Here is a 15723-nt window from a genome sequence, read left to right as displayed (position 1 = left end):
GCATGTCAGATGTAGCTCAGCTGCTGACCAGCCTCCAGTTCGCGGACTCTGCCTTCCCGAGCGGCTTCTACACCATGTCACACGGACTGGAGGGCTACAGCCAGGCCCGGCTCGTCTCGCGCGGTGACGTCCAGCCGCTCCTGGCCGAACTTCTGCTGCACTCCGTCGGTCCCGGGGACGCTACGGCCCTCGCCGCGGCGCACCGTGCGGCGGCCGACGGCGACGTCGAGCTTGTGCAGGAGGTCGACCAGCGCCTGTTCGCTTCCAAACTGAACGCGGAAATGCGCAGGGCCTCCGTACGCAGCGGCCACCAGCTGATCGATCTGGGTGCGGAGCTGATCGGTCAGCCGCTGCTCACCGAATACGGCGGCCGGGTGCGCAGGCGGGCCACACCCGGCTGCCAGCCGGTCGCCACGGCAGTGATTTACGCGGCCAACGGCGTCCAGACCCGGCAGGCCGTGGCCTCGGACCTGTTCGCCTTCTCCGCAAGTTTCGTCGGAGCCGCGCTCCGGCTGCGGCTGACGGACCACCGGCACGCCCAGGCCATGCTGCTGGAAACAGCCGGCGTCATAGAGCAGGCGACCGATGCAGCGCTCGAACGGGACCTCGCTGACTTGGGCGGCTGCGCACCAATGGCAGACGTCATGTCCGCCCAGCATGAAAAAGCTGAGGCACGGCTCTTCGCCAGCTGAGGCAGCGCAGGGGGATGAAACGGGACGGCACCGGCAGGTGCGCAGATACCAAAGATGCTGAAAAACCGGAAAGAAGGAAGTTATGAGCGAGAACGTGTTGAGGATCGGAATCGGCGGCCCCGTAGGCAGCGGCAAGACTGCGCTCACGGAAGCCCTCGTTCCCCGGCTCATCGCGGCCGGCCGGACCCCGGGCGTGATCACGAACGACATCTACACCCAGGAGGACGCCCACCACGTCCGCAGGGAACTGGACGGCATACTCGATCCGGAGCGCGTGGTTGGCGTCGAAACCGGATCCTGCCCGCACACGGCAGTGCGGGACGACCCGACCATGAACCTGGCGGCCGGCGCGGAAATGCTGGAGCGGTTCCCCGAGATCGACACGCTCATCTATGAGTCGGGTGGGGACAACCTGACGCTGACCTTCTCCCCTGCACTGGCCGATGTTTTTGTGTTTGTGCTGGACACCGCCGAGGGGGAGAAAATGCCGCGCAAGCGCGGGCCGGGCATCACGGACAGCGACATCCTGGTGATCAACAAAATCGACATCGCCCAGTACGTGCGCACGGATCTGGACGTCATGGAATCCGATGCGCACCGGGTACGCGAGGACAGGCCGGTGGTGCTGACCAACTCACTCACCGGGCATGGCGTCGATGAACTGCACGAGCAGATCATGACGCAGTGGAACGGCGCCAGAACCGAGCTCATCGGATGACGGTCAAGGCAGCGGAACCGCAGAGCGCTCCGCTCCCCGGCCCCGGCGCCGCCGCTGTCCCCGGACCGGCGGCCGCCCGGACGGGCGGACGGCCGCCCAGCGCAGGCGGCTACCGGCTGGAACCGGCGTACTACGAACCGGTCCGGGTGCCGGAGGAAGTGCTGCGCCATGCAGGGAATCCAGTGGGCCTGCCGGTCGGCAGCCCGGGAAAGGTAGGCATCCTGCAGCTCGGCTTTGACCGCAACCGAGGCCGCACCGAGCTGGTGCAGCACTATCAGAAGTCTCCGCTGCAGATCATGCACCCGCTGTACTTCAACCAGCTGCGCCCCGACATGGCGTACACCTACCTCATGTCATCCGGCGGAGGCATCCTGCAGGGCGACCGGCAGCGCACCGACCTGCGTTTCGGCGCCGGAACGTCAGCGCATGTGACCACACAGGCGCACACACGCATCTACCGGATGGACGCCGGGTACGCCACCGCCGTCGTGAACCTCGCGGCCGAAGAGGGCGCCTACGTTGAATACCTGCCTGACCCCGTAGTTCCCTTCGCGGATTCACGCTTCTACCAGCACACTTCGGTGGTGCTGGACGCGTCCGCGACGCTGCTGCTCGGTGAGACCGTCTATGCCGGCCGGCTGGCCCGCGGCGAACGGCACGCCTATGACGTCTATGCCTCGGACCTCGAGGTGCGCAGACCCGACGGCCGGCTGGTCGCCCTGGACCGGGTGAGGCTCTCACCCAAGGCAGAGAACGGAGAGGACAGCCGGGGCAACGGAGTGAACGGCCTCGGCGTGCTTGCCGGGCACGACGTACTCGCCATGCTCTATGTCTTCACGCCCCTCGCTCCCCCAGCTGAACTGGCAGACACGCTGGCCCGCGCGGTTCAGGGGAGCGGCGGTGACCTGATCTTCGGTGTGAGCACTCTGCCGGGTGACACCGGCGTGTGGATGCGCCTGGTGGGTAACGACACCGTGGCAGTGGCAGCAGCAAACACAGCGGCGGCAGCCGCCGTGCATGAGCTGCTGACCGGGAAGCAGGCCCCCGTCATTCGGAAAACCTAGGAAGGGGTCTGACCGTGCGGATACAGACTAACCCGCAGGAGGAAGCGGTACGGCCGCAGCGCTCCTACCGGGCACAAGTGGTGCGGGCTTTTATTCCGGTGGTCCTGCTGCACATCGCCGGATTTGGGCTCTTCTTTTTCCTGGTGGAGCCGCTGCACCTGCAGCTGGGTTCCTCCGTCTTCGGCGTTGGAATTGCCGTAGTGGCGTACGTACTCGGCGTCCGGCACGCTTTCGACGCCGACCACATTGCCGCTATCGACAACACCACCCGCAAACTGGTGGACCTGCGCAGGCCGGCTGCCGGCGTCGGCCTGTTCTTCTCCCTGGGGCACTCCACCATCGTTTTCCTGATGGCGGCGCTCCTGGCCCTCGGGGTGAGCTGGGCCGTGGGCCTGAGTGATGACGGCAATGAGGTCCGCAACGGACTGGGCGTCTTCGGGACGGTTGTCTCCGGTGTCTTCCTGCTGCTGATCGGGCTGATCAACGCCGTGGCGTTTATCGGAATCCTCAAGGTGTGGCGGGCCTCGCGCAACGGCGAAATGGACGAACTGGAGCTTGAACGGCACCTGCAGGGGCGCGGCTTCATCACGCGGATTCTCAAGCCGCTGATGCGGACAATCGACCGGCCGGGAAAGATGTACGCCGTCGGTTTCCTGTTCGGACTCGGTTTCGATACGGCCAGCGAAATCGCGCTCCTTGTGCTGGCCGGTACGGGGGCCGCGACGGGACTGCCGTGGTACGCCATCCTTTGTCTGCCGCTCATCTTCGCTGCCGGCATGAGCCTGTTCGACACCCTCGATTCGTCGGTGATGGTGCGAGCCTACGGCTGGGCGAGCGTCAACGCCATCCGCAAGGTCTACTACAACCTCACCATCACAGGGCTCTCCGTGATGATCGCCGTGATGATCGGCGGCATCGAGCTCGTCGGGCTGCTGAATGAGAAGCTCGGGCTGCGCGACCCGCTGACCAATTGGATAGCCGGCATCGACCTGGAGAACGTGGGTTACATCATCGTCGGCACGCTCGTGCTGGTCTGGATCATCTCCACCGCTTACTGGAGGTTCGGCCGGGTTGAAGAGAAGTGGGCCCGGCCGCCGGACAACGCGGCCGGGGAGGAGAAGCCATGAGCAGCGCAGCGGCAAGCACACCGAGACCCGCCGTTTCAGGGACCGGCTGGCTGAAGGGCTGGTGCGAGGGACTCTCCCAGATCTTCTTCCAGAGCAACATATACACGGCACTGCTGATTCTGGCTGCCTTCGCCGTGGCGGACTGGCGCATGGCACTGCTCGTGCTGATAGGCGCTGCGGGAAACGTGGTGGGCGGGCAGCTCCTCAGGGCCGACTCAACCTCGGTGACAACGGGTATGCAGGGCTTTTGCGGCGCCCTGGTTGGTGCCGGGACCTTCTCGGCCATCGGCGGCCAGTGGGCCGCCTACCCGATCGCCCTTGTGGGCGGGTTGCTTTGTGCCCCGGTGACGTGGCTGGTTGTGGCCCTGTTCACGAAGACACCGCTGAGGATCTACGCGCTGCCCTCCACGACGGCGCCGTTCTGCATCGTGGCAACCGGGATTCTGCTCAGCACCCAGGCGCTGCACGTCAGTGCGCCTGCATCGGCCACCATCGATTCGCCGGCGGTCGCCTTCGTCCGCTCGCTGCTGACGAACGTCTCCGAGGTGGTGCTTATCAACAACGAGTGGTCCGGTGCGCTCATCCTGCTCGGCCTGTTTGTTGCGGGCTGGAAGGTCGGCCTGGCCGCTGTGCTCGGCAGTGTGGTGGGGAGCCTGTGCGCGCTGGCAATGGGAGAGGCCCTCACTGAGACCGCAAACGGCCTGGCCGGGTATTCCGGTGTACTCACCGCCATTGCGCTGGCCGTGGTGTTTCTGCGCAGCACCCCGGTGTCCTGGGTACTGGCCGTGATTGGAACTGTGGTGACCGCCGTCGTCACGGTGGTGATGCACCGCCTGGACGCTCCCACCTACACCTGGCCGTACATCCTCACCACCTGGGTATTCCTGGTGATCGCCTACTACATTCCGGCGGCCAAGCGTCCGTAGGCGGTTAGATCGACGTACCAATCCAGAGGCCGGTTACGGCTGCGGCAACGGAAAGCACGAGCATCACGATGCCGCTGATGAAAGATGCGCCGTAGCGTCCCTTTTTGAGGAGCTGCACCGTCTCATAGCTGGCCGTGCTGAAGGTGGTGTAACCGCCGAGGAACCCGGTGCCGATGACGATGCTGATATCGGTGGGCACAAAACGTTCAACGGTGAGCCCGGTGAGAAAGCCGAGCACAAGGGAACCGGAGACGTTGATGATCGTCGTCGCCCACGCGAACCGGGTCTTTGAGTGGGCGCGGATGAATCCGTCCAGCATAAACCGCACGGTGGCGCCAAGCCCGCCGGCCAGGGCCAGCAGCAGGAAAATTCCGGGGGTCATGTAGCGTCCTCCTGCTCATCCTTGCGCGGGGTCGAGGCGCGGTCATTGACCGCGGTCGCAATGGCGATGCCCGCCCAGGTGGCGCAGGCGCCGACGATCACCGTTGCCAGAGCGTAGATCACGGCAGATCCGGGCAGCCCGTCACGAAAGAGCACCGCGGTATCTGTGGCCAGTGAGCTGTAGGTGGTGAAGCCGCCGCAGAAGCCGGTGCCGAGCAGCAGCTTGAGGTTCGCGCCGGTTGGGCGCGCCTTGTCCAGGCGGGTGACGGCTTCGTAAAGGTAGCCAAGCAGGAAGGCGCCAACCACATTGATGATCGGGATGGCGATGGGAACCTCGCCGAGGTTCGGGATGACGCGCGAAAGGCCCTCGCGGCTGCCGGCACCAAAGGCGCCGCCCACGAAGACGAGCGCGATCGCTGCCCCGCGCAGGTAGGACGGGCGGCCGCTCATGGCCCGCACCAACCCGTCCGGGGAATATTCATCAGGCAGCCAGGCGGCTCGGTGCAGACGGAGCGGCCGGCATTTAGGTATGCACGGATCAACTCGGTGCCTAACTCTTCGAAGAAGCGGGCGGTCTAGGACGATGTGCCCAGCTTCGAACGGTACTCCTGCCCGCTCAGGGCTTTCAATCATGAAGCGGTCCGCGGCGGGGCAGAGCGGCGGAAAACGGACGGAGGGACCCCTTCCGCGAGGAAAGGGGGCCCTCCGAGTTGTTCCGGCTAGCCGTTTTGGGCAGCAGTGTCCTGCGGCCGCGGCGGCAGCGGTGCCGGGCGCAGGCTGGGATAGCCTTCGCGGGCCGGCGGCTCGTCGGTGGGGATCTCCGCCAGCATTTCCTTAAGGATGGCCACGCCCTGCTCCAGCTGCGGATCTTCCCCGGCCGCGTAGGCGTGCGGCGGGTAGGGAACCTCGATGTCCGGTTCCACGCCGCGGTTCTCCACGCCGAAGCCCACCCCCTGGGTGAACCAGAACGCGTAGCGCGGCTGGGTCACCGAGGTGCCGTCGGCCAGGTCGAAGCGTCCATCGACGCCGACGACGCCGCCCCACGTCCGGGTGCCAACCACGGGTCCGATCCCCCGCAGCTTGGCCACCTGGGTCACGATGTCCCCGTCCGAGCCGGCGAACTCGTCGGTGAGGATCACGACGGGGCCGCGCGGAGACTGCTCAGGGTAGGTTCCGGCCTGGTCACCGCGCGGAAGCATCCACGCCGTCACCTTCCGGCCAATCAGTTCAGCCACCAGCTGGGACGTATGTCCGCCGCGGTTGTGCCGGACATCGATGATCAGCCCGTTCTTCGCCGCCTCGCTGTCCAGGTCACGGTGCAGCTGCGCCCAGCCGCTGGCCACCATGTCCGGGATGTGCAGGTAGCCGAACGAGCCGTCAGAGGCAGCGCGCACCGCGCGGCGGTTCGCATTGACCCAGTTCTGGTAGCGCAGGCGTTCTTCACTGCGCAGGGGTACGACGGCGATGCGGCGCTGGGCAGACCCGTCCTCGCCGCTGCGGATCACCGTCAGTTCCACGACCCGTCCGCCTGCGCCGACCAGCAGCGCAGCCGGGCCCTTGTCCGCCGGGACGGGCAGGCCGTCCACAGCCGCGATGATGTCTCCGGGCCGCACGTCGGCGCCCGGTGCGCTCAGCGGGGAAATGGCTTTGGGGTCAGAGGATTCCGGGTCCAGGATACGAACTATTTCCCAGCCGCCTGTTCCCGGCCGGAGGTCCGCACCCAGGAAGCCCTGTGCCCCTCCCCCGGGCTCCGCTGCGCCTGCAGCCGTGACGTAGGCGTGGGAAGTGCCCAGCTCGCCGTGCAGTTCCCACAGCAGGTCCACCAGGTCATCATGCGAGCCCAGGTTCTCTACCAGCGGGCGGTAGCGGGCGTGCACTGCGTCCCAGTCCAGGCCGCCCATGTCCGGGGTCCAGAAGAACTCCCGCTGCAGCCGCCAGGCTTCGTCGAACGCCTGTCCCCAGACCTTCAGCGGCTCCAGCAGGACACGGATGCGGGTCAGGTCCACGGTTACGTTCTCGGGTGAATCTTCATCTGCACGGGCGCCGGCCGGCACAGCGCGAACGCGGTGCTCATGCTGAAGCACCACGGTGGAGGCGTCCCCGGAGAGCTCGTAGTCATCCAGCGCAGGCACCAGCACGGACACTTCTTTTTTGGTCAGGTCAAAGCGCTCCAGGCGCTTGCCCGGAGCCCGGTCGGAGGAGGAAGCCCGCCCGTCTCCGGTCACGCCGTAGACGTCTTCGGCCAGCCATAGCAAGGCACCCTCCGCAGCGCGCAGCTTGGCGTAGCTGCCCTGGGGAACGGGGACTGCGATGATGCGCTCTGCCAGGCGGTCCAGATCTACGGACGTCCCTGGTGCCTGTGCAGGAGCGTCCCGGGGGTCATCTGATTCTGTGGTGTCCCCAGCTGCGGGTTCCACCACGTGGGCGGAGGGACCAAAGGGAGAGGCCGTCTCCGCTGACAGGGCGATCAGGAACGGCTTGGTGGACGTCGGGAACCCGAGATCGAATCCGTGGGTGTCATAAACCGGATCAAAGCTGCGTTCGGAGAGGAACGCCAGGAACTTTCCGTCCGGGGTGAAGGAGGGACTGTGATCGTGGAACCTGCCGTCGGTCACATCGGTGACTGCCGTCTTGTCTGCCGCCGCTTCCCGGAGCCGGATCCTGCTGCGCGCGCCGTGGACGGTAACCGGTTCGGCCCACGCCAGCCACTGCGAATCAGGGCTGAACGCCAGGTCCTCTACTGCCCCGTGCCCGCTGTCAGCTATCTCAAGAAGTTCTGCGGATTCGACGTCGAGCAGGTAGACCTTGCCGAACTCGGTGGCGACGGCCACGAGTTTGCCGTCCGGGCTGGGGACCAGCTGCGAGGTGCGGGTGGGCGCCGGGAACGGGACACGGACCAGGCCGGTTCCCGCCGCCTTTTCCTGGGACGTGAGCACCGCCTCGGAAGCGCCCTGTGACGTCCCCTGGTCCTCGCTGCCGCTGGGCTGAACCGGTGCAGGGGCAGCTGCCGGCACGGCCGTGCTGCCGGCAGCAGGGCGGCCGAGAGCTGAAACCGGGCGGGGCAGCTCGGGCTCATCCTGTCCCTTTCCGGACTGGGCAGGGGCCGGCGCCGGCACTGCAACCGGGCGAGGGCCTTCGCCGGCGGGGAGGGACGCGAAAACGTCCTTGATAAACAGGGCTTCTTCGTTGTCCGGATCAGCGACGAATACCGCACGGCCGCCGGGCAGTGGCCGTCCCAGCCGGGCACGCACACCGGGAGTTGCTTCGATGACCCGGGACGGACCGTCCTTGTGGGTCAGCCAGTGAAGGGTGCCGTGGGTTTCCACCACACTGGAGGAACCTGCGGTGTCCGGAACGGCCGCCCTAAGGTGCTGCGCGGCATTCAGCGGGCGCGGGCGGCGGCTGGTCCCGGCGGAACCCAGCGTGATGTCCAGGCGTTCCGGCTCGGCGTCGAGGCTGGGCAGGAGCCACAGGGAACCGGCGGATTCGAAGATGATCCGGCTGCCGTCCGAGGACGGATGGCGGACGTAGAAGTCCTGGAAATCGGTATGCCGACGCAGGTCGGTACCGGACGGCGTCACGGAGTAGATATTGCCGTAGCCCTCATGGTCGGAGAAGAAGGCGATCCGGCCGTCAATCCACATGGGGTAGGCCAGGTTGCCGTCCAGTTCCGGGACCAGCCGGACAAACTCGCCGTTGCCGTCGGCGTCGATCCACAGTTTTCCGGCTGTACCGCCGCGGTAACGCTTCCAGCGGGCGGGCTCCCGGCTGAGCACCGATCCGATGACCAGCGGCTGCTCGTCGCCAAGTGCCGGACCATGGGCCAGGGTATCCAGCGGACCGTAGGGCAGCCGGGACGGAGCGGAGCCGTCAAGGGGGACCTCATAGGCCCAGCGGAGCCGAAGGTCCTCGAATTCGAAGGGGCTCGTTGCGATCACGGCGCCCGATGGGGAGAACCCGCGGACAGTGGTGTTGGGGTTGCCCCAGAACGTGAGCTGGCGGAAGTCCCCGCCGTCGGTATCAGCGGTGACAACTTCAGGAGCGGCACCCTGCGCAACGCTCCAGGCGATTCTTGAACCGTCGGGAGAGAATCGCGGATTGCGGGCAGGCAGCTGCATCGAGGAAACACGCCAGGCCCGGCCACCTGAGACCGGAGCAACCCACACGTCGTCCTCAGCAACGAAGGTCACGCGGTCGCCGTGCAGGTCAGGATAGCGAAGGTAGGGAGTTGAACTCATACCTCCGATCCTATCTTTCGGTGCCTGCACGCTCCTGAAGGCTTGCCGCCGCCGGAAGCACAGCAGTTATCCGCCACTGCTCACCGATCCGCTCCAGTTCCAGGAGCACTTCCTGCCGCACCGGGCCGCCCGGCTGCGCGGCAGTGGATCCGTCGCCGCGCACCTGCTCCCACGCCGAGAGGCGTGCTGAGACAGCTACGCGGGCACGGCTTCCGGACGGCTCCGCAACGGCAGCGGTCCGGAAGACTTCAATGTCCAGTCCTGCCAGCCGCTCACCGCGTTCCGCCAGTGCCCGAACCTGTTCCAGGTCTGCTGACCCGGCAGGCGAACCGGGAGAGTTGACCCAGTCCAGGAGCTGCACACTGCCCTGTTCAAACGCCCGGGCACGAAGTTCCGAGAGCACGTGGGCAGCCGCGGCAGGGTCTTCACCAGCCAGCACCGCCAATTCCTCAGCGGATGGTTCGTCCGGGGTTCCGGGTGCGGACGAAGCTGCAGTCGGGGGCTCGGCGGTGTCCGAAGCTCCTGCCGGAGCCTGTGTTCCCCCGGCTGCAGGAATGACCTCCGCAGTCTCCGGCCTCAGCAGCTGGGGCGCTGCCAGCGCCACAGCTGCAAGCACCGCCGTCGCGCCCACCAGCAGTGTGGCCGCGGTCAGCCAGGCTCTGCTGGCTGCGGCCCCGGCGCGCCTTCGTCCACCTTCCTCCCAGGGCGGTTTGAATCTCCGCTTTCCCCGCCGTTGCCTTCGCCGCGGGTTCCTGGTGCTCCCGGAAGACCGGCGGGTTCGCAGCTCCGGGCGGACGGCAGGATGTACGGCGGGCAGCAGGTCAACCGGTTCCGCCGGGCAGGTCCTCAGTACGCGTGCGGCGAAGTCCCCCGCCTGCGGCCGCAGTGCCGGATCTTCCTCGAGAGCGGAGTCCACCAGGTCCCGCAGCGCCGCCGGAAGCTCAGGGAGCAGCACGCTGAGCGGAGGGCGCAGGCCCGGCACCAGTGGCCTTCCGGTCAGCATGAACCACCCCAGCGCACCCAGCGCGTAGACGTCGGCTGCCGGCCCGGCCTCCTCGGCCGGCGGATCCGCTGCGCCCGCCGGCATAAAACCAGGAGTCCCGGTTGCCTGGTTTGCCGGCTCCGCGAGGAGCCTTCCAGTGCCAAAGTCGGCCAGCAGGGGCTTCCCGTTTGCGCTGAAGAGGACATTGCCGGGGGCCACGTCCCCGTGTGTTGCCCCCTCGGCATGCAGGCAGGCCAGCGCCCTTCCCACGGCAACCAGCACGGTAACCGCTTCACCTGCACCCAGCGTTCCGCGGGCAGCGATGAGCCGGGACAGGCTGTCTCCGGGGGCGTACTCCAGCAGCAGGCCCGGACCGGATGCCGTAGAAAGGACCCCTTCCACGCCCAGCAGGTTCTCGTGGTGGTATCTGGAGAGGATGGCCAGCTCACGGCGCAGTTCAAAGTCCTCCGAGAGGCTGTCCCGCTCCAGGGGCATCTTCAGGGCGTACCGTCTGCCCTCCCCCGGATTCTCTAGCAGCCACACGGATGAGCTGCTTCCCGTTCCCAGGCACCGGCCCACCCGCCACTGGCCCTCGGGCAGCACAGGCGCGGGCGGAGTTCCGGCGTCGCCTGCCGAAACTGACTGCCGTGCTGGATTCATCTGCATGCCGACAGTTCTAGCCGGTCCTGGACACAGGCGCAGAAGTTATCCACAGCAGGGAGAGAACGTGACGGGAAACACATCTGCTTTCCGGTCCATTCCCGGCTAGGGTAGCCCCTATGGATTTGCAGTTTCTGCGCGCTGGCCTTGCTCCGGAGTACCTGGATTACCGGGAGGGCTGGGAGCTCCAGCGCACGGCTCACCGGGACGTCCTTGACGGCAGCCGGCTGAATACGGTCTTCCTGCTGGAACACACCCCCGTCTACACCGCAGGACGGCGCACCGAACCGCATGAACGCCCCTTCGACGGCACTGAGGTGGTCAACGTAGACCGCGGCGGCAAACTCACCTGGCACGGCCCGGGCCAGCTGGTGGGCTATCCGATCCTCCGGCTGCCTGATCCTGTGCTGGTAGTGGACTACGTGGCAGCGCTGGAAGATGCAATCATCGCCGTGCTGGCTGACTACGGGGTTTCCGGCCGGCGTGTAGACGGCCGGTCCGGTGTCTGGATCACCGGAGGCGACGGCGGGCAGGACCGCAAGATAGCCGCCGTCGGAATCCGGGTGGACCACGGCGTCACCATGCACGGTTTCTCCCTAAACTGCAGCAATGACCTGGCACCGTACGCGCAGATCATTGCCTGCGGCATCACTGATGCCGGAACAACCTCCCTCAGCCAGGAAACGGGCACCCTGGTGACCCCCGCCGACGTCGTCCAGCGGGTGGAAGAAGAGCTGCAGCGCACCCTCGGGAGCCTGCTGAACCGCCCCGGAGCATCCGGACCCGCGCCTGCGGGCACCGCCACAGCCGAAAAAGCACAAGGAGCCATGACGTGACACTTGCCCCCGAAGGCCGCCGCCTGCTGCGCATCGAGCAGCGAAACGTCGCCGTTCCAGTGGAACGCAAGCCCGACTGGATCAAAGCCAAGGTCAACATCGGCCCGGAGTACGTCCATCTGAAGGGCCAGGTCAAAAAGGAAGGCCTTCACACCGTCTGCGAAGAAGCAGGCTGTCCCAACATCTTCGAATGCTGGGAAGACAAGGAGGCCACGTTCCTGATCGGCGGCTCGGAATGCACACGCCGCTGTGACTTCTGCCAGATCGATACCGGCAAGCCCTCACCCCTGGACCGCATGGAGCCGCTCAAGGTTGCGCGGTCCGTCCAGTCCATGAACCTGCGCTACGCCACCGTCACCGGCGTCGCGCGCGATGACCTGGAGGATGAAGGCACCTGGCTCTACGCGGAGACCATCCGGCAGATCCATGCGCTGAACCCGGGCACCGGCGTCGAAATCCTGATCCCTGACTTCTCCGGCAAGCCCGAATACATCCAGGCAATCTGCGACGCCGCACCTGAGGTGTTCGCCCACAACGTGGAAACGGTGCCCCGCCTGTTCAAGCGGATCCGTCCGGCGTTCCGCTACGAGCGCTCACTTGACGTGATCACGCAGGGCCAGGCCCTGGGCATGGTCACCAAATCCAACCTCATCCTCGGCATGGGTGAAACCCGGGAGGAAATCTCCGGAGCCCTGCGCGACCTGCGCGAGGCCGGCTGTGACCTGCTGACCATCACCCAGTACCTGCGCCCCAGTGAGCGTCACCTGCCGGTGGACCGGTGGGTAAAGCCGGAGGAATTCGTTGAACTGAGCGCCGAAGCCGAAGAGCTCGGTTTCCTCGGTGTGATGAGCGGACCGCTGGTCCGTTCCTCCTACCGTGCCGGCCGGCTCTGGGCAGGGGCCATGCGCAAAAAGGGCCGTGTCCTGCCGCCAAACCTGGCTCATATTGCCGATTCCGGAACTGCAGCACAGGAGGCATCCGCCGTGCTGGCCCGCCAGTAAAGCGGAGCTTTCCACCAGTCTCAGCAGGCCCGGCGCCTCCCTGTGTCACGGGGAGATTGCGCCGGGCCGTCATCACGTAGAATTGACGCATTATGGCCAACAGCACTGATTCCGACGCATCCAAGGGCGCCCGCCGCGGCCTCTTCTCCCGCAAGCCGAAGGCGGAAAAGAAGAACAAGCAGCCCGGCCGCATGAAACAGATCGCCGATGTCTTCAAAATGACCCGGCGGAACGATCCCAGCGTTATCTGGCGGATGGTTGGTGCCTTCCTCGGCATCATCGCCATCGGCCTGATCATTGGGTTCCTGATCGACAACTGGGTCACGATGCTCATCATCGCGATCCCGCTTGGTCTGCTGGCCGCCATGTTTATTCTCTCCCGCCGCGCCGAGCGGGCCGCCTTTGCCCAGATCGAGGGCCAGCCCGGAGCCTCCGGCGCTGCTCTCTCGGTTTTGCGCCGCGGCTGGATCCTTGAGGAACAGCCCGTGGCCGTCAGCCCCCGCACCCAGGACGCTGTCTTCCGTGCCATCGGCCGTCCCGGCATCGTCCTGGTGACCGAAGGCCCGTCCAACCGTGTGAAGGCCCTGGTTGACGGTGAACGCCGCAAGATGAACCGTATTGTTCCCAACGTTCCGGTCCACGTCATCCAGACCGGCCGCGGCGAGGGCCAGGTTCCCCTGCAGCAGGTGGCCAAGAAGGTCAAGAAGCTCAAGAAGTCCCTGACGAAGCAGGAAGTCCAGGCCGTCAACAAACGGCTCTCGGCCATTGGCCAGCGCCTGCCGATTCCCAAGGGAATCGACCCGTACAAGGCACGCCCGGACCGCAAGGCCGCACGCGGCCGGTAAACGAAGCCAAACAGAACGCCCCCGGCAGATTATGCCGGGGGCGTTCTTTCGTTTACGGGAGGATCAGCGTCCGTGCCTGACCTTCACCAGGACTGTTTTCATGGCCCGGTCATGCAGGCCGCGCTGGTCGGCGTCGAATATCAGGGCCGGAATAACCAGGCATAGCAGGACAGTGCGTACGACGCCGGCGAGGGGGCCCGCTGCTCCGCCGTCCAGTTTCTGGACCTGCAGGCTGAAGACGCGGTGGCCGATGCTGTAGCCCAGCAGGCCAACGAGCAGGATCTGCTCCGCCGCGAACACCAGCAGGATCGAGTTTCCGGTGCCGCCGAAGAACGCGTAGGCGATGAGGGATGCCACGGCCCAGTCGACCACCAGGGCACCCAGCCGCGGGCCAACCCGGGCAATGGAGCCGGGGCCGGTGCGGGGCCTTCCCAGCCTGCGGCCCGGCCAGTTGCTTTCATCTGACGGGGGGCCTTCGAGCCATGAACCTAAGCTTCTTCTGTCAACCACCGTTTAAGACTACCGGGTTGTGCCGGCCCTGCGGACGGACTGTGAAGCGGCCAATTATGCCTGTCACAGCGCGCACAGGCTAGGGTGGTCACAGGAGCATGATGCACGTAACGTTGCCGAAACATTGGTGACACGGGCGGGTAATGGGGTGCTCCTAGACTATTTTCAGTTGCCGGATCCTGCGGGAATCACCGACTGGCGCCTGGACAGGCCACCGCCCGAGGCCTTCCAACCAAACATGTATAAGGAGCATAGACACGATGTTCAAGAATGCGGACGAGGTCCTCAAGTTCATCGCTGACGAAGATGTGAAGTTCGTCGACATCCGGTTCACCGACCTTCCCGGCGTGCAGCAGCACTTCAATGTGCCGGCCAAGTCTGTGGACGCCGACTTCTTCGTCAACGGCCAGCTCTTCGACGGGTCCTCCATCCGCGGTTTCCAGGGAATCGCCGAGTCCGACATGCAGCTGATCCCCGACGTCACCACCGCGTTCCTGGACCCGTTCCGCATCGAGAAGACCCTGGCGCTGAACTTTTCCATCGTCAACCCGCGCACCGGCGAGCCCTACCACCGCGATCCCCGCGGCGTGGCTGAGCGTGCCGAGGCCTACCTGGCTTCCACCGGCATCGCCGACACCGCGTTCTTCGCTCCCGAAGCCGAGTTCTTCATCTTTGACAACGTCCAGTACGAATCCGCCCCGCAGGGCAGCTTCTACAAGGTCGACTCGATCGAGGCACCCTGGAACAGCGGCCGCGAAGAAGAAGGCGGCAACCTGGGCAACAAGACCCCGTTCAAGGGCGGCTACTTCCCCGTTGCTCCCGTCGACAAGCAGGCCGACCTCCGCGACGCCATCTGCGTCGAGCTGGACAACGCCGGCCTTGAGGTCGAGCGCTCCCACCACGAGGTTGGCGGTGCCGGCCAGGCTGAAATCAACTACAAGTTCACCACGCTGACCCACGCGGCTGACGACCTGATGAAGTTCAAGTACATCGTCAAGAACGTTGCCGATGCCTGGGGCAAGTCCGCCACGTTCATGCCGAAGCCGGTCTTCAACGACAACGGCTCGGGCATGCACTGCCACCAGTCGCTCTGGAACGGCGGCGAGCCGCTGTTCTACGACGAGAAGGGCTACGCCGGCCTCTCTGACGTTGCCCGCTGGTACATCGGCGGCCTGCTGAAGCACGCCTCTGCTGTCCTGGCCTTCACCAACCCGACGGTGAACTCCTACCGCCGCCTGGTCAAGGGCTTCGAAGCCCCGGTCAACATGGTCTACTCGCAGGGCAACCGCTCCGCCGGTATCCGCATCCCGATCACCGGTTCCAACCCGAAGGCCAAGCGCATCGAGTTCCGCGCTCCGGACCCCTCCTCCAACCCGTACCTGGCATTCGCTGCACAGCTGATGGCAGGCCTGGACGGAATCAAGAACCGCATCGAGCCGGCAGATCCGATCGACAAGGACCTCTACGAGCTCCCGGCCGAGGAAGCCAAGGACATCCAGAAGGCTCCGGGCTCCCTCGAGGAAGCCCTGGATGCCCTCGAAGCTGACAATGAGTTCCTGCAGGCAGGCGGCGTGTTCACCCAGGACATGATCGAGGCCTGGATCGCTTACAAGCGTGAGAAGGAAATCTTCCCGCTCTCCCTGCGCCCGAACCCCTACGAGTTCGAGCTCTACTACGGCGTCTAGGACGTTCCGCGGCTGACCCCAGCTGCTTCAAAGGCCCGCACTGCCGCTTCGGCGGCCG

The 15723-nt window shown here is 65.9% G+C and carries 14 protein-coding genes; 9 read left to right on the top strand and 5 right to left on the bottom strand.

From position 1 onward, the window contains the following. The first annotated feature begins 2 nt into the window (after positions 1 to 2). The 5 genes from ACWGQ2_RS06275 (at position 3) to ACWGQ2_RS06255 (ending at position 4527) form a co-directional block, all read left to right on the top strand. Complete coding sequence (locus tag ACWGQ2_RS06275) at positions 3 to 692, top strand: urease accessory protein UreF (protein ID WP_452015408.1); 690 nt, start codon at positions 3 to 5, stop codon at positions 690 to 692. An 82-nt stretch (positions 693 to 774) separates the two neighbouring features. Continuing rightward, positions 775 to 1410 (top strand): urease accessory protein UreG, encoded by a 636-nt coding sequence (gene ureG, locus ACWGQ2_RS06270; protein WP_452015406.1) that lies wholly within the window; start codon positions 775 to 777, stop codon positions 1408 to 1410. Further along, a complete protein-coding gene (locus tag ACWGQ2_RS06265) occupies positions 1407 to 2474 on the top strand; it encodes an urease accessory protein UreD (RefSeq protein ID WP_452015404.1) in 1068 nt (355 codons plus the stop codon). The genes ureG and ACWGQ2_RS06265 overlap by 4 nt, the downstream gene beginning before the upstream one ends. Positions 2475 to 2488: 14 nt before the next feature. Further along, the gene (locus ACWGQ2_RS06260) at positions 2489 to 3601 is read left to right on the top strand and encodes a HoxN/HupN/NixA family nickel/cobalt transporter (protein ID WP_452015402.1); all 1113 of its coding nucleotides are present in this window, start codon (positions 2489 to 2491) and stop codon (positions 3599 to 3601) included. Beyond that, complete coding sequence (locus ACWGQ2_RS06255; RefSeq protein WP_452015400.1) at positions 3598 to 4527, top strand: urea transporter; 930 nt, start codon at positions 3598 to 3600, stop codon at positions 4525 to 4527. Before ACWGQ2_RS06260 ends, ACWGQ2_RS06255 begins: the two co-directional genes overlap by 4 nt. Before the next feature lie 4 nt (positions 4528 to 4531). Here ACWGQ2_RS06255 and crcB read toward each other — a convergent pair whose 3' ends face one another. The 4 genes from crcB to ACWGQ2_RS06235 all read right to left on the bottom strand — a co-directional run bounded on the left by crcB (position 4532) and on the right by ACWGQ2_RS06235 (position 10794). Beyond that, positions 4532 to 4909, bottom strand: coding sequence for a fluoride efflux transporter CrcB (crcB, locus tag ACWGQ2_RS06250; protein ID WP_452015398.1), 378 nt, complete (start codon positions 4907 to 4909; stop codon positions 4532 to 4534). Next, entirely contained in the window at positions 4906 to 5358 is a 453-nt protein-coding gene (locus ACWGQ2_RS06245; RefSeq protein WP_452015396.1) for a fluoride efflux transporter FluC, read from the bottom strand. Before ACWGQ2_RS06245 ends, crcB begins: the two co-directional genes overlap by 4 nt. A gap of 269 nt (positions 5359 to 5627) precedes the next feature. Beyond that, a complete protein-coding gene (locus ACWGQ2_RS06240) occupies positions 5628 to 9146 on the bottom strand; it encodes a S41 family peptidase (RefSeq protein ID WP_452015394.1) in 3519 nt (1172 codons plus the stop codon). A 10-nt stretch (positions 9147 to 9156) separates the two neighbouring features. Continuing rightward, complete coding sequence (locus tag ACWGQ2_RS06235; RefSeq protein WP_452015392.1) at positions 9157 to 10794, bottom strand: protein kinase domain-containing protein; 1638 nt, start codon at positions 10792 to 10794, stop codon at positions 9157 to 9159. 113 nt (positions 10795 to 10907) lie between these two features. On the opposite strand from ACWGQ2_RS06235, the gene lipB reads away from it, so the two are divergent. The 3 genes from lipB (at position 10908) to ACWGQ2_RS06220 (ending at position 13470) form a co-directional block, all read left to right on the top strand. Continuing rightward, positions 10908 to 11624 carry a lipoyl(octanoyl) transferase LipB gene (gene lipB / locus ACWGQ2_RS06230; RefSeq protein WP_452015390.1) on the top strand — a complete coding sequence of 239 codons (717 nt, stop codon included), beginning with the start codon at positions 10908 to 10910 and terminating at the stop codon, positions 11622 to 11624. Beyond that, positions 11621 to 12625, top strand: a complete 1005-nt coding sequence (gene lipA, locus ACWGQ2_RS06225) for a lipoyl synthase (RefSeq protein ID WP_452015388.1) — start codon at positions 11621 to 11623, stop codon at positions 12623 to 12625. The genes lipB and lipA overlap by 4 nt, the downstream gene beginning before the upstream one ends. 92 nt (positions 12626 to 12717) lie before the next feature. Further along, the gene (locus ACWGQ2_RS06220) at positions 12718 to 13470 is read left to right on the top strand and encodes a DUF4191 domain-containing protein (RefSeq protein ID WP_452015386.1); all 753 of its coding nucleotides are present in this window, start codon (positions 12718 to 12720) and stop codon (positions 13468 to 13470) included. 63 nt (positions 13471 to 13533) lie between these two features. On the opposite strand, the gene ACWGQ2_RS06215 is transcribed toward ACWGQ2_RS06220, so the two are convergent. Next, positions 13534 to 13980, bottom strand: coding sequence for an RDD family protein (locus tag ACWGQ2_RS06215; protein ID WP_452015384.1), 447 nt, complete (start codon positions 13978 to 13980; stop codon positions 13534 to 13536). 260 nt (positions 13981 to 14240) lie between these two features. Here ACWGQ2_RS06215 and glnA point away from each other — a divergent pair, with 260 nt between their 5' ends. After that, the gene (gene glnA, locus ACWGQ2_RS06210; RefSeq protein WP_452015382.1) at positions 14241 to 15665 is read left to right on the top strand and encodes a type I glutamate--ammonia ligase; all 1425 of its coding nucleotides are present in this window, start codon (positions 14241 to 14243) and stop codon (positions 15663 to 15665) included. The last annotated feature ends 58 nt before the right edge of the window (positions 15666 to 15723 follow it).

It is taken from the genome of Arthrobacter sp. NPDC055585 (genome assembly GCF_053619115.1).
Note: the sequence above shows the minus strand (reverse complement) of the source record. Positions and strands in the feature narration are given on the sequence as shown.

What these genes read in the sequence shown, in the direction of transcription:
- lipB (WP_452015390.1), top strand. Translation starts at nt 10,908, where the DNA reads ATGGATTTGCAGTTTCTGCGCGCTGGCCTTGCTCCGGAGTACCTGGAT.
- crcB (WP_452015398.1), bottom strand. Translation starts at nt 4,909, where the DNA reads ATGACCCCCGGAATTTTCCTGCTGCTGGCCCTGGCCGGCGGGCTTGGC.
- ACWGQ2_RS06265 (WP_452015404.1), top strand. Translation starts at nt 1,407, where the DNA reads ATGACGGTCAAGGCAGCGGAACCGCAGAGCGCTCCGCTCCCCGGCCCC.
- ureG (WP_452015406.1), top strand. Translation starts at nt 775, where the DNA reads ATGAGCGAGAACGTGTTGAGGATCGGAATCGGCGGCCCCGTAGGCAGC.
- ACWGQ2_RS06245 (WP_452015396.1), bottom strand. Translation starts at nt 5,358, where the DNA reads ATGAGCGGCCGCCCGTCCTACCTGCGCGGGGCAGCGATCGCGCTCGTC.
- ACWGQ2_RS06275 (WP_452015408.1), top strand. Translation starts at nt 3, where the DNA reads ATGTCAGATGTAGCTCAGCTGCTGACCAGCCTCCAGTTCGCGGACTCT.
- glnA (WP_452015382.1), top strand. Translation starts at nt 14,241, where the DNA reads ATGTTCAAGAATGCGGACGAGGTCCTCAAGTTCATCGCTGACGAAGAT.
- ACWGQ2_RS06235 (WP_452015392.1), bottom strand. Translation starts at nt 10,794, where the DNA reads ATGCAGATGAATCCAGCACGGCAGTCAGTTTCGGCAGGCGACGCCGGA.
- ACWGQ2_RS06220 (WP_452015386.1), top strand. Translation starts at nt 12,718, where the DNA reads ATGGCCAACAGCACTGATTCCGACGCATCCAAGGGCGCCCGCCGCGGC.
- ACWGQ2_RS06255 (WP_452015400.1), top strand. Translation starts at nt 3,598, where the DNA reads ATGAGCAGCGCAGCGGCAAGCACACCGAGACCCGCCGTTTCAGGGACC.
- ACWGQ2_RS06240 (WP_452015394.1), bottom strand. Translation starts at nt 9,146, where the DNA reads ATGAGTTCAACTCCCTACCTTCGCTATCCTGACCTGCACGGCGACCGC.